Source organism: Lysinibacillus odysseyi 34hs-1 = NBRC 100172, from assembly GCF_001591965.1.
Taxonomy (GTDB): Bacteria; Bacillota; Bacilli; order Bacillales_A; family Planococcaceae; genus Lysinibacillus_B; species Lysinibacillus_B odysseyi.
In genome coordinates this window covers 248,622-274,607 of sequence record NZ_BCVX01000003.1, presented here as the reverse complement: position 1 = coordinate 274,607, position 25,986 = coordinate 248,622, and the positions used below count along the sequence as shown (strand labels likewise).

Annotated in this window: 21 protein-coding genes and 1 pseudogene; 20 read left to right on the top strand and 2 right to left on the bottom strand. The window is 41.4% G+C overall.

Going from position 1 to position 25,986, the window contains the following annotated elements:
• The first annotated feature begins 15 nt into the window (after positions 1-15).
• The 9 genes and pseudogenes from dxs (at position 16) to BOD01S_RS06370 (ending at position 9,724) form a co-directional block, all read left to right on the top strand.
• A complete protein-coding gene (gene dxs, locus BOD01S_RS06420) occupies positions 16-1,905 on the top strand; it encodes a 1-deoxy-D-xylulose-5-phosphate synthase (RefSeq protein WP_036158185.1) in 1,890 nt (629 codons plus the stop codon).
• The gene (locus tag BOD01S_RS06415) at positions 1,902-2,720 is read left to right on the top strand and encodes a TlyA family RNA methyltransferase (RefSeq protein WP_036158189.1); all 819 of its coding nucleotides are present in this window, start codon (positions 1,902-1,904) and stop codon (positions 2,718-2,720) included. The genes dxs and BOD01S_RS06415 overlap by 4 nt, the downstream gene beginning before the upstream one ends.
• 252 nt (positions 2,721-2,972) lie before the next feature.
• Positions 2,973-3,422 (top strand): transcriptional regulator AhrC/ArgR, encoded by a 450-nt coding sequence (gene ahrC, locus BOD01S_RS06410; protein WP_036158192.1) that lies wholly within the window; start codon positions 2,973-2,975, stop codon positions 3,420-3,422.
• Between the two features lie 16 nt (positions 3,423-3,438).
• Positions 3,439-5,130: a DNA repair protein RecN gene (gene recN / locus BOD01S_RS06405; protein ID WP_036158195.1), complete on the top strand. Its 1,692-nt coding sequence runs from the start codon at positions 3,439-3,441 to the stop codon at positions 5,128-5,130.
• A gap of 91 nt (positions 5,131-5,221) precedes the next feature.
• Positions 5,222-6,157 (top strand): SpoIVB peptidase S55 domain-containing protein, encoded by a 936-nt coding sequence (locus tag BOD01S_RS06400; protein ID WP_036158198.1) that lies wholly within the window; start codon positions 5,222-5,224, stop codon positions 6,155-6,157.
• 241 nt (positions 6,158-6,398) lie between these two features.
• The gene (gene spo0A / locus BOD01S_RS06395) at positions 6,399-7,190 is read left to right on the top strand and encodes a sporulation transcription factor Spo0A (protein WP_036158202.1); all 792 of its coding nucleotides are present in this window, start codon (positions 6,399-6,401) and stop codon (positions 7,188-7,190) included.
• Positions 7,191-7,330: 140 nt separating this feature from the next.
• Positions 7,331-7,669, top strand: a complete 339-nt coding sequence (locus BOD01S_RS06390; RefSeq protein ID WP_052124975.1) for a site-specific integrase — start codon at positions 7,331-7,333, stop codon at positions 7,667-7,669.
• Positions 7,662-8,300: pseudogene (locus tag BOD01S_RS23665) on the top strand (tyrosine-type recombinase/integrase). Before BOD01S_RS06390 ends, BOD01S_RS23665 begins: the two are co-directional and overlap by 8 nt.
• A 1,055-nt stretch (positions 8,301-9,355) precedes the next feature.
• Positions 9,356-9,724, top strand: a complete 369-nt coding sequence (locus BOD01S_RS06370) for a hypothetical protein (protein ID WP_036158206.1) — start codon at positions 9,356-9,358, stop codon at positions 9,722-9,724.
• A 281-nt stretch (positions 9,725-10,005) separates the two neighbouring features.
• Here the strand turns inward: BOD01S_RS06370 and BOD01S_RS23975 are convergent, their stop codons facing one another.
• Positions 10,006-10,128 carry a helix-turn-helix domain-containing protein gene (locus BOD01S_RS23975; protein ID WP_143815018.1) on the bottom strand — a complete coding sequence of 41 codons (123 nt, stop codon included), beginning with the start codon at positions 10,126-10,128 and terminating at the stop codon, positions 10,006-10,008.
• A gap of 1,164 nt (positions 10,129-11,292) precedes the next feature.
• Here BOD01S_RS23975 and BOD01S_RS06365 point away from each other — a divergent pair.
• The 3 genes from BOD01S_RS06365 (at position 11,293) to BOD01S_RS06355 (ending at position 14,216) form a co-directional block, all read left to right on the top strand.
• Positions 11,293-11,529 carry a hypothetical protein gene (locus BOD01S_RS06365; protein ID WP_036158211.1) on the top strand — a complete coding sequence of 79 codons (237 nt, stop codon included), beginning with the start codon at positions 11,293-11,295 and terminating at the stop codon, positions 11,527-11,529.
• A gap of 384 nt (positions 11,530-11,913) precedes the next feature.
• Complete coding sequence (locus BOD01S_RS06360; RefSeq protein WP_036158214.1) at positions 11,914-13,479, top strand: DUF342 domain-containing protein; 1,566 nt, start codon at positions 11,914-11,916, stop codon at positions 13,477-13,479.
• A complete protein-coding gene (locus BOD01S_RS06355) occupies positions 13,479-14,216 on the top strand; it encodes a glycerophosphodiester phosphodiesterase (protein ID WP_036158217.1) in 738 nt (245 codons plus the stop codon). The genes BOD01S_RS06360 and BOD01S_RS06355 overlap by 1 nt, the downstream gene beginning before the upstream one ends.
• A 12-nt stretch (positions 14,217-14,228) precedes the next feature.
• Here BOD01S_RS06355 and BOD01S_RS06350 read toward each other — a convergent pair whose 3' ends face one another.
• Entirely contained in the window at positions 14,229-14,498 is a 270-nt protein-coding gene (locus tag BOD01S_RS06350) for a DUF2627 domain-containing protein (RefSeq protein ID WP_036158221.1), read from the bottom strand.
• Between the two features lie 284 nt (positions 14,499-14,782).
• On the opposite strand from BOD01S_RS06350, the gene BOD01S_RS06345 reads away from it, so the two are divergent.
• From BOD01S_RS06345 to meaB, 8 genes are all read left to right on the top strand, one after another.
• The gene (locus BOD01S_RS06345) at positions 14,783-15,877 is read left to right on the top strand and encodes a Leu/Phe/Val dehydrogenase (RefSeq protein WP_036158225.1); all 1,095 of its coding nucleotides are present in this window, start codon (positions 14,783-14,785) and stop codon (positions 15,875-15,877) included.
• 76 nt (positions 15,878-15,953) lie between these two features.
• Positions 15,954-17,369 (top strand): dihydrolipoyl dehydrogenase, encoded by a 1,416-nt coding sequence (gene lpdA, locus BOD01S_RS06340; protein WP_036158228.1) that lies wholly within the window; start codon positions 15,954-15,956, stop codon positions 17,367-17,369.
• Positions 17,370-17,554: 185 nt separating this feature from the next.
• Positions 17,555-18,553 carry a thiamine pyrophosphate-dependent dehydrogenase E1 component subunit alpha gene (locus BOD01S_RS06335; RefSeq protein ID WP_407655992.1) on the top strand — a complete coding sequence of 333 codons (999 nt, stop codon included), beginning with the start codon at positions 17,555-17,557 and terminating at the stop codon, positions 18,551-18,553.
• On the top strand, positions 18,553-19,536 hold the full coding sequence (locus tag BOD01S_RS06330) for an alpha-ketoacid dehydrogenase subunit beta (protein ID WP_036158234.1): 984 nt from the start codon (positions 18,553-18,555) through the stop codon (positions 19,534-19,536). Before BOD01S_RS06335 ends, BOD01S_RS06330 begins: the two co-directional genes overlap by 1 nt.
• Before the next feature lie 12 nt (positions 19,537-19,548).
• Positions 19,549-20,871, top strand: a complete 1,323-nt coding sequence (locus tag BOD01S_RS06325; RefSeq protein WP_036158237.1) for a dihydrolipoamide acetyltransferase family protein — start codon at positions 19,549-19,551, stop codon at positions 20,869-20,871.
• A gap of 132 nt (positions 20,872-21,003) precedes the next feature.
• On the top strand, positions 21,004-22,686 hold the full coding sequence (locus BOD01S_RS06320) for a methylmalonyl-CoA mutase family protein (protein ID WP_244887286.1): 1,683 nt from the start codon (positions 21,004-21,006) through the stop codon (positions 22,684-22,686).
• The gene (scpA, locus tag BOD01S_RS06315) at positions 22,683-24,830 is read left to right on the top strand and encodes a methylmalonyl-CoA mutase (RefSeq protein WP_036158245.1); all 2,148 of its coding nucleotides are present in this window, start codon (positions 22,683-22,685) and stop codon (positions 24,828-24,830) included. The genes BOD01S_RS06320 and scpA overlap by 4 nt, the downstream gene beginning before the upstream one ends.
• A complete protein-coding gene (meaB, locus tag BOD01S_RS06310) occupies positions 24,830-25,912 on the top strand; it encodes a methylmalonyl Co-A mutase-associated GTPase MeaB (RefSeq protein ID WP_036158248.1) in 1,083 nt (360 codons plus the stop codon). Before scpA ends, meaB begins: the two co-directional genes overlap by 1 nt.
• Positions 25,913-25,986 lie beyond the last annotated feature (74 nt).

Here is a 25,986-nt window from a genome sequence, read left to right as displayed (position 1 = left end):
AAGGTGTGTGTAGAGATGGATTTAAACAAAATTTCTAGTCCATCCTTTTTAAAGGGCTTGAACAACAAACAGTTAGAGGCACTAGCAAAGGAAATCCGTGCATTCCTAATTGAAAAATGTTCTGTCACTGGAGGTCACATCGGTCCGAATTTAGGTGTAGTAGAGCTAACAATCGCTTTGCATAAAGCGTTTAATAGTCCAACTGATAAACTTTTATGGGATGTAGGGCACCAAGCCTATGTTCATAAGATTTTAACAGGCCGGGCGAGTCAGTTTGATACATTGCGCCAATTTAAAGGATTGTGTGGATTCCCTAAACTTGTCGAAAGTGAACATGATGAGTGGGAAACAGGACATAGTTCAACTTCATTGTCAGCTGCAATGGGGATGGCTGCGGCACGGGATATTCGTAAAGGAAAAAACTTTGTCGTACCTATTATAGGAGATGGAGCATTAACGGGCGGTATGGCGCTAGAAGCGTTAAATCATATTGGTCATGAAAAAACAAATATGATCGTTATTTTAAATGACAATGAAATGTCGATCGCGCCAAACGTTGGTGCCCTTCATGGCGTATTGGGCCGGTTACGTACAGCCAAGGAATATTCAAAAGCAAAAGAGGAACTTGAGCGTCTCATGCTTAAAATTCCAGTGCTTGGAGACAAATTGGCTTCAACGGCTGAACGTGTGAAGGACAGCTTAAAATATCTCGTTGTATCTGGAGTATTTTTCGAGGAAATGGGCTTTAAATATCTTGGACCGATTGATGGGCATGATTTTGAAGCACTTGAAGATACATTAGAATATGCAAAAAAAGTAAATGGTCCTGTTCTTGTTCATGTTATTACGAAAAAAGGGAAAGGCTACAAGCCGGCAGAAGAGGATACAATCGGTACTTGGCATGGTACAGGTCCGTATAAAATGGAAAATGGTGAATTTGTTAAATCCACTGTAAAAGGGCCTGCATGGAGCAGTCTCGTTGCTGAATCTGTACGGAAATGCATGAAGGAAGACGAACGCATTGTGGCCATTACGCCTGCTATGCCTGTTGGTTCAAAGCTTGAAGGCATTCAAAAGGACTTTCCACACCGTTTCTTCGATGTTGGGATTGCCGAGCAGCATGCTGCTACAATGGCAGCAGGTCTTGCTACACAAAAAATGAAGCCGTTTTTGGCTATCTATTCAACATTCCTGCAGCGGGCATATGATCAGGTGCTGCATGATATTGCCCGGCCGAGCCTGAATGTCTTTATCGGGATTGACCGCGCAGGCCTTGTCGGTGCAGATGGTGAGACACATCAAGGTGTGTTTGATATTGCATTTTTACGTCATATTCCTAATATGGTACTGATGATGCCAAAGGATGAAAATGAAGGGCAGCATATGGTAAAAACAGCCCTTGAGTATAATGACGGTCCAATTGCGATGCGCTACCCGCGTGGTAATGGATCAGGAGTAGAAATGGATGCAGAAATGAAGACATTGCCAATCGGTTCCTGGGAGGTATTGCGAAATGGGAAAGATGCTACAATTCTCACATTCGGGACAACTATTCCAATGGCACTGGAAGCCGCTGAATTGCTGGCAGCCCAAGGGATCGATATACAGGTAGTAAATGCACGCTTTATTAAACCGATGGATGAGAATATGCTGCATGCATTAATGAAAAAGGGAGCACCAATTTTGACAATTGAGGAAGCTGTCCTGCAAGGCGGCTTTGGAAGCGCTGTCCTTGAATTTGCAGCAGATCATCACTATCAAACAGCTATTGACCGAATTGGTATTCCGGATGAATTTATTGAACATGGAAATGTAGACCAGCTCCTAGCAGAAATAAATGTAACGACGGAAGAAACAGTTAAACGGATAAAAGCTTTATTACAAAAACAGGTAGGAACAGTATGACAAAACAACCAAAAGAGCGTGTAGACGTTCTATTAGTAGAGCGCGGACTGTGTGAAACACGGGAGAAAGCAAAGCGCTCTATAATGGCAGGCCTTGTTTATTCGAATGAAACACGTATCGATAAGGCAGGCGAAAAAATTCCTGTTGATGCACCCCTCCAAGTAAAAGGCTCTGATTTAAAATATGTTAGCCGCGGGGGGCTGAAGCTTGAAAAAGCCTTGCAGATCTTTGATATGGATGTGGAAGGGAAGCTCATGCTCGATATCGGCTCCTCAACAGGCGGCTTTACAGACTGCGCCCTGCAAAACGGGGCACGTCATTGTTACGCGCTGGATGTTGGTTCCAATCAGCTCGCATGGAAAATCCGCTCTGATAATCGGGTAACAGTAATGGAAAAAACAAATTTTCGCTATACAAAACCGGAAGATTTAACTGAGGGTCTTCCGGAATTTGCAACAATAGATGTTTCCTTTATATCGTTATCGCTCATTTTGCCCGTTTTAAAAACGGTATTAATGCCAGGTGGAGACGTCATGGCACTTGTCAAACCCCAGTTTGAGGCGGGAAAAGAAAATGTCGGGAAGAAAGGGATCGTACGTGATCCAAAAGTGCATTTAGCAGTACTGGAACAAACAGCTGATATGGCGACAAAAGTTGGCTTTGTCGTAGTGAATGCCTCTTATTCGCCAATTACCGGAGGAGAAGGAAATATTGAATTTCTCTTCCATTTAAAAAATCCGCAAGAGGGCGAGACACTTGTACCGTTTATGGATTTTTCCAAAGTTGTAGCTGAAGCGCACGCCCAATTGACATAGCTGTTTCTTGTAAGAAACACTACTTCGGTATTTTAAAAGCGGGAAAAGTTCTAGCTTGATAGAGGAAATACAGAGGAATAAAAATAGGAAAAGGCAAAACCTTATACGTAAGGTTTTGCCTTTTTAATTTATTTAAAAGGCTGAATTGTCGATAATGAAGGGATCCGAGCGGTACATTTCCAATTTTTCTTGTATTTCTTTTATGCAAATGTTAGTGTAAAAATACAATCAATAAATTTATGAGGTGAATATATGAATAAAGGTCAACGTCATATTCGAATTCGTGATATTATTACAAATAATGAGATAGAGACACAGGATGATTTAGTCGAGCAGTTAAAAAAAGCAGGTTATAACGTAACACAGGCGACAGTTTCGAGAGATATTAAAGAATTGCATTTAGTGAAAGTACCTCTTCAGGATGGACGTTATAAATACAGTTTACCCGCCGATCAGCGGTTTAATCCTATTCAAAAACTGCATCGTGCATTAGCGGATGCATTTGTTTCAATCGATGGGGCCTCACATTTTTTGGTGATGAAAGCGCTGCCGGGGAATGCCAATGCTATTGCTGCGCTGCTGGATCATCTGGAGTGGAATGAAATCCTTGGAACAATTTCAGGTGATGATACAATTCTGATTATTTGCCGTACCGAAAATGATAGGGAAGATATTAAAAATCGATTATTAGATATGCTTTAATTCGAGGTGGAGATTATTGTTACGAGAGCTGAGTATTCGAAACTTTGCCATTATAGATGACTTAACGGTCAGCTTCTCAGATGGTTTAACAGTATTAACGGGAGAAACAGGTGCAGGGAAATCGATTATTATCGATGCAGTGCATTTACTGGCTGGCGGCCGCGGTTCGCAGGAATTTATCCGTCATGGTGCAAGAAAGGCCGAGCTGGGTGGTTTGTTCCAAATTACGAGTGAGAGTCATCCTATTTATGCAAAGCTTGAAGAAGCTGGACTGGAAGCGGAAGAAGGAACTATTATCCTGCGGCGGGATTTAAATGATAATGGAAAAAGTGTGTGCCGCATTAATGGCAAGCTTGTCCCATTATCTGTGTTACGTGATATCGGCGGTAGTCTTATAGATATTCATGGGCAGCATGAAAATCAGGAATTGATGGATGAAAAGCAGCATGTTCATTTACTTGATTATTTTGCTTATGATGAACTTAAAAGTATTCAGGAGAGGTACAGCGAGCTTTACCATTCATACCGAGAGCTGAAAAGAGAAGTACAAGCTTTAAATCTCGATGAGCAGCGTACAGCCCAGCGTATTGACCTTTACCAATTTCAAATTAATGAATTAGAAGAAGCTGGCCTTCAACTAGACGAGGAAGAGCGGTTATTGGAAGAACGCCGGCGCCTTATGAATTTCCACAAAATTTTCGAGCGGGCAAATGTCGCATATGAAGCAATTTCTGGAGAGTCAAAAGGTCTGGATTATATTGGAAATGCAATGAATGCATTAGAAGATATTGTTGATCTGGACATGAATTTTAAAGAGACTTCAGAGGCGGTAGCTTCAAGCTTTTATGCTCTGCAGGATGCTGCCTATCAAATCAAGCATGTGCTGGACGATCTGGAATTTGATCCTGAACGAATGAATGAAGTGGAACAGCGTTTGGCACAATACCAAGCAATGAAACGCAAATACGGAACAACGGTGGAAGAAATTTTGGCGTATCAGGCAAAAATTGAAGAAGAACTGATGCAGCTTATTAATCGGGATGAAACGATTCAGCAAAGCGAAAAGCAATTGCGTGAAATGGAAGAGCAGTTAACGATTCTTGCTGAGGAGCTTTCATCTATTCGTAAAGAAAATGCTCAAAAACTGAGCGATGCTATTATGAATGAGCTGCGGGTGCTCCATATGGAAAAAGCGCAATTTATCGTTAAGTTTGAGACACTTGAGCAATTTGATGCTAATGGAAAGGATGATGTGGCATTTTATATTTCGACAAATGTCGGAGAACCGCCAAAATCACTTCCAAAAATTGCGTCGGGTGGAGAACTATCCCGAATTATGCTGGCGTTAAAAACGATTTTTTCTTCTTCGACAGGTATTACTTCCATTATTTTTGATGAAGTGGATACAGGTGTCAGCGGCAGAGTTGCACAAGCAATTGCTGAAAAAATCTCGGATATCTCGGTAAATTCCCAGGTTTTATGTATTTCACATCTACCACAGGTTGCCGCGATGGCTGATCATCATTATTATATAAAAAAGCAAGTGGAAGATGACCGTACATTTACAACAATTACGGAAATCGAAGGAAATGAACGTATTGAAGAGCTGAGCCGGATGATGAGTGGAGCGGAAATTACCGATTTAACGCTGCAGCACGCTTCTGAGCTAATTGAAATGGCAAGACAGCGCAAAATGGAAATCCAATAAGCAATTCAGGATGTGTCTTTGGACACGTCCTTTTTTTTCCGTTCATAATCGATAAAAAGTGCAACATCATAAAGAAAAAAGGAGGTGGAGTATGAAGAAGAAGCTCATCTATTCTGTAGTGCTTATTTGGCTAACGTTTTTCACATTTGCTATTCCGATCGAAGCGAAAAAACTCATCCCAATGGGAAACACCATCAGTGTTCAATTAGAGATGCCTCATTATTATGTACTGAATGATATTCTTTTGGACAGCGGTGAATGGCTCCGTAAAAAAGATCAAATATTGGAAATAGATGGCCAGGAAGTACGGGAGCTGTCTGAAGAGGATCCTCCGTTTAAAGATGCAAAGCTTCTTGTGAAACGGGGTGGAAAAGAGCATACTATTCAGATCAGCAGTTCAGAACTGCAGCATTTGACGAGCTTCATTAAAAATGAAACAGATGGTATCGGTACGTTAACATATATAGACCCCGATGATATGGAATATGGGGCGCTTGGCCACCAAATCATCGACCATTCACTCGATATAAAGCCGAAAGTGATGAAAGGGTCCCTGTATCTCGCCAGCATCTCACAAATTAAAAAAAGCCGCCCTGGAGAGCCCGGTTATAAGATCTCGAGTAGTGAGCGGCATGAAGCTCAGGTAGGCAGTATTTTAGAAAATGAAGTGTACGGCATTTTTGGCAAATGGCAACAACCTCTACAACCAAGTTTGTATCCTCCGCTAGAAATTATACATGGGAAAGAAATTAAGACAGGTCCGGCACAAATGATTACTTCAATTGAAGGAAACACCATTGAAAAATTTGATATTACAATCCACAAAGTGACAGAAGAAACATTCCAGTTTATCGTTACAGATAAACGACTATTAGAAAAAACAGGCGGGATTATACAGGGAATGAGCGGTAGCCCTATTATACAAAACGAGCAATTTGTCGGAGCCGTAACGCATATGTTCGTGGAGGAACCGACAAAAGGAGCGGCCATCACCATTGTAGAAATGATAAAGAAATCTCCCGAATAATGATTAATTGACTACACTTTTTAGAAAAGTGTAGTTATTTTTCCATTTTTTTATTAAAATAAGAGTAACGAAAAATCGACAAAATGAGAAATTCAGGAGTGGCTGTCGAAATAGACGTTTTTTGTATGACTACTTAATCATTTTAAAAAATTTTAAAGGTTTTTTTTCTGAACTGTCGAAATAGCAGAATTGTGTCAGTAGGCATAAATTTCAGGGGAAATTGTAAATAGGGGGAAAAAGAATGGCAAAAATTAAAGTTGCAATTGCTGATGATAATCGTGACCTTGTAAAAATGATGGAAACTTTTTTTGACAACCATGAGGCGATTGAAGTAATTTTTACTGCCTCAAATGGTAAAGTTTGTATTAAAATGTTAGAACAGTATCAACCGGATGTTCTACTGCTGGATATCATTATGCCGCATCTTGACGGAATGGGCGTATTGGAAGCTATGTATAACGATGATCAATTAGCAGATATCCCTGTTATTATGCTCACTGCTTTTGGACAAGACGATGTAATGAAAATGGCCGCAAATTATGGCGCCTCTTACTTTATGCTGAAGCCATTCGAATTTGAACAGCTCGTACAGAAAATTCTCCATGTTGCCGGGGCGAAAATGGAAGGACCAAAAAGAAAAAGCATTCTACAGCCTGTACAAAATCAAAAGATGGACCAGCGTCAGCTCGATACGACAATTACAGGCATTATAAAGGAAATTGGAGTACCGGCTCATATTAAAGGTTATTCTTATCTGCGAGAGGCCATTCAAATGGTGTATTATGATATCGAATTACTAGGTTCAGTGACGAAAATTTTATATCCTGAGATAGCCAAAAAGTTTAGTACAACTCCTTCTCGCGTGGAACGTGCAATCCGCCATGCAATTGAAGTAGCATGGAATCGGGGAAGTTATGAAACGATCTCCGAAATGTTCGGCTATACAGTGCATCATATGAAATCAAAACCGACAAATAGTGAATTCATCGCCATGATTGCGGACAAGATCAGGATTGAGATGGTGGCTAGCTAACCGTTAATTTGACGGCATTTGCGGCGTAGGTTTGTAGCGGAAAATGACTAGTAAACTTATTATAGATAACGATTATATTACGAAAATTAGAGCGCCTTCTAGGACAGTTTTTAACGACTGTTTTGGGAGGCGTATTTTTTATGACATTAAGCCTGTTTTTAATCGGAATTGACCGTTACATGCTCGATTGCAGCGCAAAAGGATTATCTAAAAAGACGTTAAGTTCGTATGAGCAGACGTTAAAGCTGTTTGTCCGTTATATGTTGGACACATTTGCTATTGACGATGTGAAAGACGTTACGGCGGACCATTTACAAGCTTATATCCGTTCAATCGAGGATCGAGGCAAGTTTCAAGCAAGTTTTGCGAAGACGCCAGTGAGTTATCCGGGCGACGAGCAGACTGTGGCAAGCCGGTCAGTAGGACGACTGTTGCGAATTATATCCGCAATACAAGGCGTTCTATTCACATTTGTATAACGAGCGAGTCATCCGGAAGAATCAGCTAAAAGACTTGAAAAATGTCAAGTCGGAGCGAAAAGTAAAAGTAATACTCGAAGATAACGAGTTAAAACAGTTTTTTAGGACATTCGACGTCACGAAGTTCGATCAATATCGCGACTGGATAATTGAACGGCTAATATTCGATACAGGCGCTAGGATAGGCGAGTTATTAGAAGTGGTGCCGGCTGATATCGATTTACGCAGTAACGCGCTTCTTTTGCGTAAAACGAAGTCGGGTAAGCAGCGCTTTGTGTATTATTCGCAAAAGACTCGTAATCATTTGAAGTCGTGGCTGACATATAAGGACCGATATGCCGACAGTCCATATCTATTTTAGACGAATAGAGGAACTAAATTGCGGATTGAAGGTGTGGAGCGTTCATTCAGACTTCGGAGTAGAGATATAGATTTGCAAGTGTCACCTCATTTGCTGAGGAACAACTTCGCCAAACGTTATTTAATCAACGGGGGAGATTTTGCTACACTTTCTCGCTTACTTGATCACGCCAACGTCGAAGTAACAAGCGCAATTTATTTGGATTTTGCTGATAAAGAAATTATGCACAAATATAGGCAGCATAGCCCATTGGAGAATTTAGATATTTAAACAAAAAAAGCCGCCAGTATTTTCGGTACTGACGACTTCTTACAACTGAATATCTACGCTGAAAATTGCCTGGTGGTAATAGCGTTGTTACTATGTACTTTAACATTTTTAAAAATGAGGTCACATACGCTTATCTAGCAATGCCATTTTTCGGCAGTAGCGTCGAGGTCGCCCACTAATTCGAAGTTAATCTAACCTGGTCAGTGCCGTCCGTCACACCGCCAAAATACGGAATATATCGCTGATCCAGCCATTTCCCGTTATGGTAGAAATGAAGGGCGAGCTCTGCCATTAAAGGAGCAGTAGGTTTATCCAGGCATAAGGAGCCGGTAAATATACACAAGCGGATAGAAGTACGATTACCGCACGTTTAGGACGATAATTAAACGAGTGTATATGCATTGAAAGCTGCCGACCAACGGGAAGCATACGAAGAAACCTCGGACGTCCTCATGACGCTGAAATTATATGGTCGCTACTTATTGTCGCTTGATACGTTTTCCTTCGTGTCTTGCGACAGTAGGTAACGACTGTGCGCCGATTTCCTGGAGCGAGCAGCCATTCTGCTAAAATTTGAAGATATAAACCAATCGTAAATAATATAAAATACTATTTCATTATGGTAAATTAGTATATTATTCGAAATATAGTTGTATCTAAATTTATAGAGGGGTAATGGAGTTAGTGAAGTTGATTACAGGATATGTAAAGGATCATAAAATTCAATACCAATCATTTATTGAAGGGTGTCCAAATTGTTGAAGAAGTGTATCTCCGTATTTAATAGACAATCGAGGAACCTATGATGAGGATTATAAGATGCCGGTATGTTCTTTTGTGCTACAGTGTAACAGAAATGAGTGGGGTAAATATTTTATCGTTGAACTAGCCGTGCAAAAGGGGTCTTCAAACTATTGGAAGATTATATCAGAAAAATGCGGATTTACAATGTTAAGAGCAAAAAATCGCCAAATGACGTTTTGGGAAGGTTATAATTCAGCTGAAGATTATATGCCTACGTACAAGATTAGTGAATATAAAAAGAGGAGGTATAAATGATGCATACATATTGGTTAGGTGGAGGGCTTTTTCCTCTTGATTGGGAGTTTTGTTTTTTAACAGTTTCTGAATACAAAGAGAAATTAATTGAGAAGAGAGAGAGCAACCCTGATTATTTTGATTTGAAAACAGGTGGAGTGGATAAATTGTTTGCTCTTATAGACAAACGTGTGACGTTTGCTCTAAATAACTTTAATGAGGAATTAAAAAAATATAGTAATGAATTGAGATGCCCTGCCATGATTATTCCAATTCCTAGAGGGGATGCAAGTAATGGGGCAGATTTTATTATCATTTTAAAGAGAGAGGAAGATGGAGATACAGCAGTGTATTCTCCGTATCCAATTTCCTATTTAGAAAATTGATAGCTTTTACCATCAATCTTTTCTGACTTTTGTACACTCAGACTAATTGACGTCGAGCAGTTGCTTTCCCGTAAGTCCAACACATTTTCCACACTTACACCACCAGTATAATTAACGGCCATGCGGCTCACAAAAAAACAAAAACAACGAGGTGGATCGCGATGCATATGGTTGTCGCGATTGGAGCAGGTGTTGGACTGTATTATGTGCTGCATCAAGTAGTACCCGCAATTTTTTCTAAATATTGAAGATTAGCGTTTCCTTTTGTTGGAGGCGTTTTTTTATTTTTCAACTAGTTGTATGAGCTCGCTAATCTCAACCATTCCAAGAGCGTTGCAAATTTTCTCGATATGCTCAATAGATAAGCGATCTACATAGCCTCGGCAAAAGGTTGCTGATTGCATTTGGTCGTACTTCAGCTAATTCGGCAAGTTGAGCCTGGGTCATATCTCAAGATTTAAAAATTTTAACTAAGTTTATTTTTGCTTTTTTATGGGTGTGCCGCCTTTCCTTCACTCTATTATACGCAAATTATATCGCTGTACAATTTTTCGTAAATAAGTGTTAATGCTATATTGCATGTACGATATGATGATATAAGCAGTTGAAAACAGGAGGTTGAAATGCATGGTAATCGAGTTAAGTGAAGGAGTGTACGTCATCATAAACGATTTCTACGCTGATTATAACTTCTATTAGTTATTAGCCTTCAACTAGGAAATGAAGTTTACATTTATGAAAAAACCATAAAATCATCTTAAGTAATAACTTTAGAGGGTATCCATATTTGCTGCCCCAAAAGCCCCCATACGGAGTATGCTGTAAAAGGGATCCTAACAATCCACGGAATATTTTTTCACTTGGGGGAGATATAAGTGGGGAAATGGACGCGAAACTAACGGAAACTTTTTGCATAGGAAGTCAGTTATGTACCGAGTAATGATCCGCTGGCAGCAATTTTATTGTATAAAGGTCGAGTAGACGAAATACGTGACCAAGGTGCTATTAAATACGCATAAGAAATGATTTACCAAATACGGATTGATTAACAGACTTATTTTCGCTTACTATCTGGAACGACGTCAATATTCGACGTAAACGTGACGCAATCAGACTTAGAGCCCCAACGGATTCGACAATTTTCGTTCTTGCGTTTTATTTATCGGTCATGTATATTTAAACCATCGCGAAGCAAGTAGTACCGGTACAAAAGTATATAAGTATATCAAACGATACTATCAAATGTCTTAGATATCGGAGGTTTATTTAGGTATTGCGAGTGTAAAATGATCGGTAAATAAAGAACGTTAAAAACTGCGAAGGTTGGCCTAGAATGACCGCTAAACTTACGTAGTATGATCGTTAACTATAATAATACGGGATTTCGAAATTTCTTTCTCTACGACAAATAGTGAATTCATCGCCATGATTGCGGACAAGGTCCGGATTGAGATGGCGGCGAGCTAATTTCGCTAGTTTAAAAGTGTAGGTATCTGGATAAAAACATATTAAAGTGGATCGTGCATAATTCTTGTTTCATCTTGGACACTTCTCTAGGAGGGATTGGATTGAACACAGGCGGCTTATTACGTGCATTTGATTTGGCAAAACATCACAAAATGGATATTCGGACATTTACGAACATTCAGCGCATCGTACAAGATGAAGTGAATTGTAAAGGTCTTGTAGCTGATGAAATTACGGAACAAATTATCATGTATTTACGATATTGTAAAGCAGCGATGTTGGATATTACCACGGTGCAAGACTTAAAACGAGAGATTACGATTATAGAACACCAATAATATGAAAGATCCAAATAACGGGTTTAAAATAGGTAACAGGGGGTAAATGTAGACTAGTAAGCTATCTTGATACGTTTTACCTCCTTTCTTTATGTTGTTTATGTCATGTTGCTGATATAAACATTTTAGCGCTCACTTTAAGTGGAGCGCTCTTTTTTTCTTTATCAGCGGGTTGATATTAACAGTGCATAAAAATCTTTCTAATACTTTTGTACTCCCAAAAAGCATCTTTTAGAAAATTAAGATACTTTTTGAGAGGCGAAAGAGGGAAAAAGAGAAAAGCGAAAATGAGAAAAAAGCAATATGTTCTGAAAATTGCCGTTTATTTCTAAACAAACCATTTTTGATTGTATATACTAATCTATAAGGGAAAGGAGGATTCGCGTGCTCGTATATAAAAATGACTATATTGAAATTACTGAAAAGAACGGAAAAGTATATTTATTAACTGCTCAATCGGGATACCCCCTTAAGGAATTTGACGGCATTCTACGTAGTTTTCCCCGGATTAAATTAACAAATTTTGCGCTTTTAAAAAATGTACTAACAAAGGTTGGCTCAAGTCCTATAGAGGTCGGACAGTGGCTTCCGCAGATCGAAATTGAAGTTTCCCGCGATAAAATGACGGCTTCTCTCTTTATTAACGAGACAGCAGAATATATTCGCTCTCATAAGGAAAAATTAGCTAGTGAAGTGACTAAGTTATTACAGGACAATCGGATTATTCACGGGACTTTACCTCTACATACGGACAAGATTATTCCGGCAAAGGCGATATTAATTGCTCAAGGTACGCCACCAGTAAAGGGGGCAGATGCACAAATTACTTATTTAGAAATTCCAGAACGAAAACCTGTTATCCGTGAAGACGGAAAAGCGGATTATTATGATATGAATTTTATACATGAAATTAAAGAAGGATCTTGGTTAGGAGAAAAAATTCCACCCCAGCCGGGTATTGATGGCATGACGATTCATGGAGAAGTCATTCCTGCCCCGCCGGGAAGGGATGCTAGTTTAAAATATGATAGAAAATCAGCTTATGAGGTAGAAGAGGAAGGCAAAATCATTCTCCGTTCACGTATAGGAGGGGTACTTGAACACAGCCAGGGACAGATTTCTGTCAATCACCATCTTCCTGTTAACGGTGATGTAGGAATAGAGACAGGTAATATAGATTTTGAAGGATCCATTAGTATCCGGGGATCAGTTCAGCCTGGCTATTCTGTTATTGCCAAGGGAGATATTTCGATTGAAGGGCCGGAGGGTGTTTCAGGAGCAAAGCTGATCAAATCGATTGAAGGGGATATTTATATTCGGGGTGGGATTTTTGGTTTAGGAGAAACACGTGTAGAAGCTGGAGGTAATATTTTTGTGAAGCATGTGAATGAAGCAAATTTATTAGCGGGACAGAGCATTAGTATAGGATTTTATGCAATCGGTTCCAATTTAAAAGCCACTTCCATCCTTGTGGATGAACGCAAGGGTAAGATTATAGGGGGGAAGGCGGTAGCAAAAAAACAAATTGTTACTTCAATTTCCGGAAATCGCCTAGAAAGACGTACCGAACTTATTATCAATAGTGTGAATAAAGAAGAGGCATATGCACATATTCAAGATAAAGCAACATACTTAAAAGGTTTGCATGAAGAAACAATGAAACTTGAAGAACAGGTGAATCGGCTAGATAATGTTCAGTTGAACTCCCAGCAGCTGGCTGCATTAGAACAGGCGAAGCAGAATTTGCAGCGCCAAAAGGATGAAGCGGCATATATTGACCAGGAAATTAAGCAGATGATGAATGATTTGCGAAATGTAGGGAAAGAGGAAATTGTCGTAACGAAAACAGCTTACCCTGGCACGTTTATTCAAGTTGGCAGAAAGGCATCAATTTTGTCAAAAGAGACGAACGGCAAATTTCTACTGGAGTTTGGAGAGTTGAATGTCTAATGGTAAATAATATCCCGGTATACGCGCATAGAGGTGCCTCCGCTTATGTACTGGAAAATAGTATGGAGGCTTTTGAAAAAGCCATTGCTTTACATGCAGATGGCATTGAACTGGATGTCCAATGCTCGAAGGAAGGCACAGTGTTTGTGTACCATGACTTGAACTTAAAAAGGCTAACAGGAGTCGATAAATTCATTCATGACTGTACGGATGAAGAGCTTTGTAACTTTCGGATTGGCAGAAGGACCTTTTTCCGCTTCATTGGCAACAAACGCATACCCACCTTTGAAAAAGTTCTTGAGTGGGCAAATAAGCATAATGTGAAGCTGAATATCGAGCTGAAAGAGTCATTGATCGACAATCTAGACCCCATGATTCGCCTATTAAAATCCCAGAGCTTACCTAAAGGGAGTCATGTATCATCGTTCCATGATGTCTTACTGGAAAAGATAAAAAAGGAATGCCCACACGTAGAGACGGCCATCATTGTCACTAGGAAATTTGATTGGGCAGCATTGGATGCTATGAAACATATTGATGCTGTCCATGCACACAAAAGATATTATAAACCCCGCTTTCTGCAAATTTGCGAGAAAGCAAAAAAACCTATGCGTTTTTATGCCATTGATGGAAAAGAAGCATTCCTGCAGCGGCCGCACCCAGTGGTTGCCGGCTGGATTACGGATTTTCCGGACCGTCTTGCTAAAAAGCAGCCTAACCGAAAGAAAAAGGTGTAACCATATTGACGGTTACACCTCTTTGCGTTCCTCCACGGAAGGGACAGTTTTTTTTTGCCATCGTGCAGCCACCTTTCCCTTTTTTCTGTCACGGTGAAGCAGGAATCCTGCAAAAAAGCCAAAGCCGGCAAGGAAAAAGATAATGCCTACAATAAATTGGAGCCATAGCCATGGGAAAGGAAACAGTAGATTGCTAAATAATGTATCGCGCATAAACTTAATGCCCGCAGCTGCCATTAAGCCGGGAATAAGTAGTACGATAAACGCTGCCATACGAGCCATACAGAAACCTCCTAATCATATACTTATTTTACAATGACACATTGGAAAGTCAAGAATCCGCTATTTAACAATAACAATGGCCAATAGTTGTTTTGTTTAGAAAAATTGGAATATTCTCAATAAGGGGTATGTGCGTTTTTTTAGTTGCGTTCTTCCACAATTGAAAGTATTGTAAATTTATAAGGTGAATTATTATTGCTCAACAAACATAATAATCGCTTTAAGTAGAAAAATGATATATTTAAGAGAAAAAACGTTCTTAAAGGCGAAAGGGGATATAGGTTATGGAGATTTTTAAATACATGGAAAAATATGATTACGAACAACTTATTATGTGCCAGGATAAAGAATCTGGTTTGAAGGCAATAATTGCCATTCATGACACTACATTAGGCCCGGCGCTTGGGGGATGCCGCATGTGGACTTATGCTTCAGAGGAGGAGGCAATTGAAGATGCATTGCGCCTTGCTAGAGGGATGACTTATAAAAATGCAGCTGCCGGACTAAACCTCGGTGGTGGTAAAACTGTTATTATTGGAGATCCGTTCAAAGATAAAAACGAAGAAATGTTCCGTGCTTTAGGAAGATTCATTCAAGGATTAAACGGCCGATACATAACGGCAGAAGATGTCGGTACAACGGTAACAGATATGGATATGATTCATGAAGAAACAAATTATGTAACAGGTATTTCACCAGCATTCGGCTCTTCTGGAAACCCTTCCCCTGTTACAGCATATGGTGTTTATTTAGGAATGAAAGCAGCTGCCAAAGAGGCATTCGGTGAAGAAAGCCTAGAAGGAAAAAAAATAGCGGTTCAAGGATTGGGGAACGTAGCGTATACATTATGTGAATACTTACATAATGACGGAGCGAAGTTAATCGTGACAGATATCAATCAAAAAGCAATTGATCGGGTTGTAGAAAATTTTGGTGCTACAGCTGTTGCTCCTGACGAAATTTATAAGCAAGATGTAGATATTTTTGCACCATGTGCTTTAGGAGCAATCATCAATGATGAAACAATTCCCCAATTAAAAGCTAAAGTGATTGCAGGATCTGCAAATAACCAGCTTCAGGAATCACGCCACGGCCAAATTTTACATGAACAAGGAATTTTATATGCCCCTGATTATGTAATTAATGCCGGCGGTGTTATTAATGTAGCGGATGAGCTGTACGGCTATAACCGTGATCGTGCTATGAAACGTGTGGAAACAATTTATGACAGTCTGACAAAGATCTTTGCTATTTCAAAAGAAGAGGATATTCCGACATATGCAGCAGCTAATCGCTTAGCAGAGCAGCGTATAGCCCGGGTAGCAAAATCACGCAGCCAGTTTTTAAAAGACGAAAAAAACGTTTTAAATGGCAGGTAAACTCCTGGTATCTATGCGAAAGTAATGAGAAGGGGAACGAGGCTTCCCCTTCTCCTATCTGTAAGGAGGTTCGTTTATGGCAAAAGACTATGATGTGGTAATATTAGGTGGAGGGACAGGAGGCTATGTAGCAGCTATCCGTGCCTCTCAATTAGGATTAAAGACAGCAGTTGTTGAACGTGATAAGCTAGGGGGCACTTGTTTACATAAGGGCTGTATCCCGAGTAAGGCCCTGTTGAGAAGTGCAGAGGTATATGCTCAATCAAAAAATGCGGCTGATTATGGGATAGATGTCGGTGGCATTAAGTTAAACTTTACACAAGTACAGTCGAGAAAAAACGCGATTGTTGATCAACTTTATAAAGGTGTTCAGCATTTAATGAAAAAAGGGAAAATTGATGTTTTTCATGGCACAGGAAGAATACTGGGACCATCTATTTTTTCACCAATGCCAGGGACGATTTCCGTAGAAATGGATGATGGCTCGGAAAATGAAATGCTTGTACCGACGAACGTCATTATTGCCACGGGATCCAGACCGCGTATACTTGATGGCATACCGGTAGATGGCCGCTCCATTCTTACATCTGATGATGCTTTACTTCTTGAAGATTTACCAAAGTCTATCATTATTGTTGGTGGAGGAGTGATCGGTATAGAGTGGGCATCTATGCTGGCGGATTTTGATGTGGAAGTAACGGTACTTGAATACGGAAACCGTATCCTTCCAACAGAAGATGAGGATATTTCCTCGGAAATAAACAAATTGCTGAAAAAGCGCAATGTGCATATTGTAACAGGAGCCAAAATGGATGTTTCTACGCTCGTTTCTTCAGAAGAAGGTGTATCTATAGCGCTGGAAAGTGGAGAAGTCTTTAAAGCGGATAAAATGCTCGTTTCTGTCGGCCGTTCCGCCAACATTGAAAATATCGGGATAGAAAACACTGAAATCGAAATTGAAAACGCTTGCATAAAAGTGAATAGAAACTATCAAACACGTGAGAGTCATATATATGCCATCGGAGATGTTATCGGAGGAATGCAGCTGGCCCATGTAGCTTCTCACGAAGGAATCAGAGCGATAGAACATATTGCAGGAATTAAGCAAGATAGTCTGCAATATGAAAATATTGCACGCTGTGTTTATTCAAACCCGGAGGTAGCGAGTGTTGGGTTAACGGAACAGCAGGCGCGTGAAAGAGACTTTAAAACGAAGGTCGGTAAATTTCCTTTTAAGGCTGTCGGAAAAGCGCTTGTCCACGGAGATACAGAAGGCTTTGTGAAAATTGTTGCCGACGAGGAAACGAATGATGTGCTAGGTGTCCATATAATAGGTCCGCATGCTACGGACTTGATTTCCGAAGCAGCTCTTGGTATTTTCCTGAATGCTACACCATGGGAGATAGGAGCGGCTATTCATCCGCATCCATCCTTAAGCGAAGTCATCGGGGAAGCAGCTTTGGCTGTTGAAGGAAAAGCGCTCCATTTTTAACTTTTTAGCTGAGGGCTGTGTCTTTTATTGGCAGGCAAGATAAAGCGTTTTTTTAATTGTACACCTGCTGTACGTAGTGAAAGCTTTTCGCCCTCATACGGGTTTGATTTAGTATGACTTAAATCAAAGCCATTGAAGTGAGAAAGCATAGTCGATAAGGGAAAGGGGATGTTCGCATGGAAGAGATGCTGCATCATGAAAGTTTAGGTTTAACAAACGAAGATGTTCTAAAAATGTACGAAACAATGCTTCTTGCCAGAAGATTAGATGAGCGTATGTGGCTGCTGAACAGAGCAGGGAAAATCCCATTTGTAATTTCTTGTCAAGGACAGGAGGCAGCACAAGTCGGAGCAGCCTTCGCATTAGATCATACAAAAGATTATATTGCCCCGTACTATCGTGATATGGGAGTAGTGCTGCATTTTGGCATGACAGCAAAGGATCTGATGCTGTCGGCATTCGCCAAAGCAGAAGACCCGAATTCCGGCGGCCGTCAAATGCCGGGTCACTTCGGTCAGAAAAAGAACCGTATTTTAACAGGTTCTTCTCCAGTAACGACGCAGGTGCCGCATGCAGTTGGAGTAGCGCTTGCAGGGAAAATGCAGCAAAAGGATTTCATTACCTTTACAACACTCGGAGAAGGTTCCTCCAACCAAGGTGATTTCCATGAAGGGGCAAACTTTGCAGGAGTGCACAAGCTTCCTGTAATTATCATGGTTGAAAATAATCAGTATGCCATTTCGGTGCCTGTCGAACGTCAATTGGGCTGTGCGAAAGTATCTGATCGTGCAATCGGTTATGGTATGCCCGGCGTAACAGTTGATGGGAAAAATCCACTTGAAGTATATAAGGTCGTTAAAGAAGCTGCAGACCGGGCACGCAGGGGAGAAGGGCCGAGTTTAATTGAAACGGTCACGTACCGATTAACTGCCCATTCCTCAGATGATGACCACCGCCAATATCGTACAGCGGAGGATATTGAAGAAGGCCGTGCTAAAGATCCTATTCTTCTTTTCGAAAATTATTTAAAAGAAACGGGTACAGCGACAGAAGAAATGCTGCAACAGCTTAATGAGAAAATTGCTGAAATCGTCAATGAGGCGACTGATTATGCAGAAGCAGCGCCTTATGCCGTTCCAGAGCATGCGCTTAAATATGTATATGCTGAAGGGAGTGGCGAGTAATGCCGGTAATGTCCTATATTGATTCTATTAATCTAGCAATGAAAGAAGAGATGGAACGCGACGAACGCGTTTTTATATTAGGTGAGGACGTTGGGCGTAAAGGTGGCGTCTTTAAAGCGACAATGGGCCTGTATGAGCAGTTTGGAGAACAGCGTGTACTTGATACACCGTTAGCTGAAAGTGCTATCGCGGGTGTCGCCATCGGTGCTGCTATGTATGGTATGCGGCCAATTGCCGAAATGCAGTTCGCCGACTTTATCATGCCTGCAGTGAACCAGATTGTATCTGAAGCCGCAAAAATCCGTTACCGTTCCAATAATGACTGGTCATGTCCTTTAGTCGTACGTGCTCCGTTCGGAGGTGGGATACATGGGGCTTTATACCATTCGCAATCCGTTGAAGCTTTATTTGCCGGTACACCAGGATTGAAAATCGTTATTCCATCAACTCCTTACGATGCAAAAGGGTTGCTGAAAGCAGCAATTCGCGATGAAGATCCTGTATTATTCTTTGAGCATAAGCGTGCATACCGCCTTATTAAAGGGGAGGTGCCGCTTGATGATTACACACTGCCGATTGGAAAAGCAGATGTAAAACGAGAAGGAGACGATGTAACAGTCATCACCTATGGTCTTGCCGTTCATTTTGCACTGCAGGCGGCAGAGCGCCTTGCTGCTGATGGAATTGAAGCGCACATTCTTGATTTACGTACGGTATATCCGCTCGATCGGGAGGCAATTATTGAAGCGGCTTCAAAAACAGGAAAGGTTCTACTCGTAACAGAGGATAATAAAGAGGGAAGCATCATGAGCGAAGTGGCGGCTATTATTGCTGAGCATTGTCTGTTCGAGCTTGATGCACCAATTCAGCGTCTTGCGGGTCCGGATGTCCCTTCCATGCCATATGCACCAACTATGGAGAAATTCTTCATGATCAATCCAGAAAAAATAGAACGAGCAATGCGTGAACTCGCAGCGTTTTAGGAGGGAACCGTTATGATACAAAATATTACGATGCCTCAACTTGGAGAAAGTGTAACTGAAGGTACAATTGAACGCTGGCTCGTTAAAGTGGGCGATAAAGTCAACAAATACGATCCACTGGCGGAAGTGAATACAGATAAAGTACAGGCAGAAATTCCGTCCTCATTTACAGGGGTAGTGAAGGAACTGCTTGCTGAAGAAGGAGAAACGCTGCCGGTAGGAGCTGTCGTATGCTCTATTGAAATTGAAGGTAAGGAGGAGCTGCCTGCCGCTCCTGAACCAAAGAAGTCCAATGTAAGTGATGCTATTATGAATGCAGGTGTTCATAAGCCACTTCCGCAAAAGGAAGAGGCACAGCCAGCCCGTGAACTGCGTAAACCGAAAGGAAAAGCGAGATATTCTCCGGCGGTTCTGGCACTTGCGGCTGAGCATGACATAGATTTAAACAGCATCCAAGGTACAGGTCAAGAGGGACGTATTACCCGTAAGGACGTGTTAGCCTTTATCGCTTCAGGTAAACAGACTGTAAGCGTACAGCCAGTTCAGCAGGAAATGGCGGCTCCTGCTCCAGCAGCGGAAGCAGTAAAACCTGATTTACAGGTGGAGAAGGATGCAGCAGTAGGTTCTTCATCGGGGGATATCGAAATTCCAGTCACAAATATCCGGAAAGTAATCGCAAACAACATGGTAAGAAGTGTTCAGGAAATTCCGCATGCATGGATGATGATGGAAGTGGATGTGACGGATTTAGTAGCATACCGTGATTCCATTAAAGACGAATTTAAGAAGAAGGAAGGATTTAATATTACGTATTTCCCTTTCTTCCTAAAAGCAGTCGCACAGGCGCTTAAAGAATTCCCTATGATCAACTCTACGTGGGCAGGCGATAAAATCATCCAGAAGAAGGATATCAATATGTCCATTGCTGTCGCTGCAGAGGATCGTTTATTCGTGCCTGTTATAAAACATGCTGATGAAAAATCAGTGAAAGGAATTGCTAGAGAAATTCAGGAGCTTTCTTCTTTAGCAAGAGCCGGAAAGCTACGTCCAGAGCATATTGCTGGTGGTACTTTCACTATTAATAACACAGGTTCATTCGGATCGGTTCAATCAATGGGAATCATTAATTACCCACAAGCTGCTATATTACAAGTGGAAAGTATTGTTAAAAAACCGGTAATTATTGGCGATAATATGTTCGCCGCAAGGAATATGGTAAATCTTTGTTTATCATTAGACCACAGAATACTAGATGGACTGATCTGTGGGAAATTTCTAAAAAGAGTGAAAGAAATACTCGAAAACACGAATAAAAATACGATGTCAGTCTACTGACAACTTCAAGGAAGCCCGTTAATATAGGCTTCCTTTGGTTTTTTATGCTTTCGTGTAAGCGCATTCTCATGTAAAATAATGAGTATAAAATAGTAAGGGGGGAAGCTGATTAGCGTCCACATGTCAACTAACATGAAAGAAATTGAATTTCAGACAGCTAGTTATGAGCAATGGGAAGAACAAGCGATTAAAGCATTAAAAGGTAAACCGTTTGAATCATTGTTCACAAAAACGATCGAAGGGGTAACATTAGAGCCACTCTACACACAAGAAATGCTGGTAGAAAAGCTTGGTGATCAGCTTGAAAAACAAGTAGCGACTATCCGTGCGTTATCGGCGACGAATGGAGTACAAATCGCACAGCAAATTACGGGAGACTCACCTGATCAATTTTTCAGTAACTTGGACGAGAGCTTAAGTCGAGGAAATAATATTATCACTATAGACAGTCGTCTACCTTTTACAGTAGACGGGCAATTTACAGCAAAACTATCAGATTATTTAACTGAATATTCTTTTAAGCTTATGGTGGAAAATGAAAACGACCCTCTTTTAAAAGTGTTTAATGGAATAGAAGAGAATAAACGAGATAGTGTGGAAGGATTTATTATCAGTAAAGGGGCCGTTAATTTAAAGGGCTATTCAAAAGTGCGTACTTTAGGAGCAAATACGATTCCCTATCATAATGATGGAGCAAATGCCGTACAGGAGTTGGCCCTAGCTCTAGCTCTTGCAGCAAAACAGTTAAAAACAGCTGACTCTTATGAAGCATTCGCTTCAAAGTTCTTTGTGAACTTTGCCATCGATACACAGTTTTTTGCTGAGATTGCGAAACTGCGCGCGTTTAAAGTACTATGGAAGGCCTTTGCTGCTGGAGTTGGAGTACAGGCAATTGCAGTACCGATTGTTGCAGAAACTTCTGTACGGAGCTTCTCAAAGGTAGATGTTTATGTCAACCTATTACGCGCCGGAAACGAAGCCTTTGCAGGTGCAATCGGCGGAGCGGATGTATTGACCGTACACCCTCATGATGTATTAACGAAACCTACAGCTACTTCAACACGGATTGCCCAAAATGCATTGTTAGTCATTAATGAAGAATCACATGTACTAAATGTACTGGATCCAGCTGGCGGTTCTTATTTCATCGAATCATTAACAGCTGATTACGTAAAAGCTGCTTGGGCCTTATTCCTGGAGATTGAGGAAGCAGGCGGCATTGAAGCCTATAAAGAGACAATCTCCACACAAATTGAAGAGGTTTACAAACAGCGGATTACAGAAGTGGAAACACGTAAACATTCATTAATTGGGACAAATATTTATGCAAATCCTGTCGATGAATTGCCTATCGAAGAAAATCCGCAATTTAGTGACGTAAAGCGTTTAGCTATTCCGTTTGAAAATTTACGCAAGGAATTTGCAGCAGCGAATGCTAAAATTGCGATGTTAACTTTTGGGGAGCTTAAAAACTTTAAACCACGCGCAGACTTTGTAGCTGGTTTCTTTAATACAGCAGGTATCTCTCCTGAGCAATCAGGTGCTTTGGATACAATTGACGCAGCAAAAGCATGGCTGGCGCAAGCAGATGCTGATTATGTTTGTATAGTAGCAACAGATGATGATACGAAAGAGCTGGTTCCTGCTTTACTTGCTGACAAACCTTCCCACATCGTGCTGGACGCAGCGGGCAAATTTAAAGAAGAAGCAGATGCATGGCTATCAAAGGGCTTGAACGGCTTTATTTTCGCGGGTCAAAACATCATTGAAAAATTAAGAGCTGTCACTGCCAGCATGAAGGAGGTACAACGATGAGCGCAGACTTTAAATCAGTTGTTATCGAAGATGTGCTAAAGGCAGAGCAAGTAGAAGCAAACGGCACGTTTTTGACGAATGAAGGAATCGAAGTAAAATCTGTATACACGGCAGAGGATATTAAAGATGTTAAACATACAAAAGACGTAGCAGGTATTGCACCAAATACGCGCGGACCATATCCGACAATGTATGTGGCTCGTCCTTGGACGGTACGGCAATATGCAGGATTCTCGACAGCGGAAGAGTCCAATGCATTTTACCGCCGCAACTTAGCGATGGGACAAAAGGGTCTGTCAGTAGCTTTCGACTTAGCAACACACCGCGGCTATGATTCGGATCATCCGCGTGTAACAGGCGACGTGGGAAAAGCCGGGGTGGCAATTGACTCAGTGGAAGATGCAAAGATTTTATTTGATGGCATCCCTCTTGACCAGATGTCCGTTTCGATGACAATGAATGGTGCTGTATTACCGGTTCTTGCATTCTATATTGTAGCGGCAGAAGAGCAGGGTGTAACACCGGACAAGCTTGCAGGAACGATACAAAATGATATTTTAAAAGAATATATGGTGCGTAATACGTACATTTATCCGCCGGCAATGTCGATGAAAATTATTGCTGATATTTTTGAATACACATCCAAATTCATGCCGAAATTCAACTCCATTTCTATTTCAGGCTACCATATACAAGAAGCAGGTGCGACAAACGATATCGAGCTTGGTTACACGCTTGCTGACGGTCTCGAATATGTGCGCACAGGTTTACAGGCAGGCATTGAAATTGACAAATTCGCACCGCGCTTGTCGTTCTTCTGGGCAATTGGCATGAACTACTACATGGAAGTAGCAAAAATGCGTGCAGGACGCCGTATTTGGGCACAAATGATGTCGACGTTCAATCCGCAAAACAGCAAATCGCTGGCATTACGTACACACTCTCAGACGTCCGGATGGTCATTAACAGAACAAGATCCATTTAACAATGTGACCCGAACGTTAATCGAAGCAAACGCTGCGGCAATGGGACATACGCAGTCTCTTCATACAAATGCGCTAGATGAAGCAATTGCGTTGCCTACAGACTTCTCGGCCCGTATCGCCCGTAATACCCAGCTGTTCTTACAGGAAGAAACGGGTATGACGAAAGTGATCGATCCATGGGGTGGTTCTTATTATGTGGAGAAGTTAACAGAAGAACTACAGGAAAAAGCATGGGCGTTAATCGAAGAAATCGAAGAGCTTGGCGGCATGGCAAAAGCAATCGACACAGGTTTGCCGAAAATGAAAGTCGAAGAAGCTGCGGCTAAACGTCAGGCGAAAATCGACTCGAAGGCAGAAACGATTGTTGGTGTTAACCGATACCGGCTAGCGGAAGAAGAGCCGATTGATATTCTCGATATTGATAATACAGTCGTACGCCAAAAACAAATCGAACGCTTGGAAAAAATGAAAGAAGAACGCAATGAGGAAGAAGTTCAAAAACATTTGGCCCGCTTAACAAAAGCTGCACAGGATGGTTCTGAAAACTTGCTTACTGTAGCTGTCGATGCGGCACGCGCCCGTGCTTCATTGGGGGAAATTTCCGACGCAATCGAAAAAGTTTCAGGCCGTCATAAAGCGGTCATTCGGTCTATCTCTGGTGTTTACTCATCGAATTTTGCAGATGACGAGCAAATTGCGGAAGTAAAACAAATGACGGAAGAATTTTTAGAAAATGAAGGGCGCCGTCCTCGTATTCTAGTTGCAAAAATGGGGCAGGATGGCCATGACCGGGGTGCAAAAGTGGTAGCGACAGCTTATGCCGACCTTGGCTTTGATGTAGATATTTCGCCATTATTCATGACACCGGCTGAAACAGCTCAAATGGCTGTGGAAAATGACGTACACTGTGTAGGGGTATCCTCGCTTGCTGCAGGACACAAAACATTAGTACCGGAACTGATTGCTGAACTGAAAAAATTAGGGCGTGAAGACATCATCGTAATTTGCGGCGGTGTCATTCCTGCACAGGATTATGACTTCTTATATGAAGCCGGGGCAAAAGCAATCTTCGGACCTGGCACAGTTATTCCGGTAGCGGCTCAAAAACTAATTGAGGAAATCTATAAACAGCTGGGCTACGAGGAAGTGGCCAACTAATGGAATACTTCAAGGGGATGGAAGATAAAGGCTTAATTGTAATGGAAGGTGTGAAAGGTGGTCATGATGGTATGAATCAGTCATCACCGAAGCGATTCCGGAAGAAAAAGCAAGAGCAGCTTGATATCCCTGCCCTGGCAAATGACGTGCGCACAGGGAAACGTACTTCGCTTTCCAAGGCAATTACGCTTGTTGAGAGTTCCAATACCGCGCATAAGGAGCAGGCACAAACTTTATTGCAAGAGCTGCTGCCTTTTACAGGAAACAGTATTCGAATCGGTATTACGGGTGTTCCAGGAGCCGGAAAATCCTCTTTTATTGAGGCTTTTGGTACGATGCTTTGCAAGATGGGAAAAAAAGTAGCCGTACTTGCGATTGACCCAAGCTCCTCTCTATCGGGCGGGAGTATTTTAGGAGATAAAACCCGGATGGAAGAACTTGTTCGTCAGGAAAATGCTTTTGTCCGTCCATCACCCTCAGCCGGTACATTGGGCGGTGTCCATAAAAAGACACGTGAAACGATGCTTCTCTGTGAAGCAGCCGGCTATGATGTCATACTAATTGAAACGGTTGGCGTCGGCCAAAGCGAGACATATGTCCGTGGAATGGTTGATTTTTTCCTGCTGCTTGTCCTTACGGGGGCAGGAGACGAACTGCAAGGGATGAAAAAAGGGATTATGGAATTGGCAGACGCCATTTTAGTCCATAAGGCAGATGGCGATAATATGCGCCCTGCCCGCAGGACTGTCCAGGAATATAAACAGATTTTACACTTTCTGCAGCCATCTACACCTGGATGGGTCAGCGCATCGCTTGCTGCTTCTTCATTGGAAAAAACAGGGTTGGACGAAGTGTGGAAGATGTTGGAGACCTTCGAGGAAACAACAAAAAAATCAAATTATTGGACAGTGCGCCGCCATGAGCAAACCCGTGATTGGTTCCATACGATGATTACGGATCATTTGGTTGATTCGTTTTACAATAATCCATCACGTAAAGTGCAGGTGAGGGATTTAGAAAAGGCTATTTTAAATGGCCAGTTGACTGTCACACAGGGTGTGAATCAGCTATTTCAAGAATAGGGTCTCCTTTTGTCGGCGATGGGGAATAAATTGTATGAAAACATTTCATTCTTTCCGATAAGCACTTTGCAAGG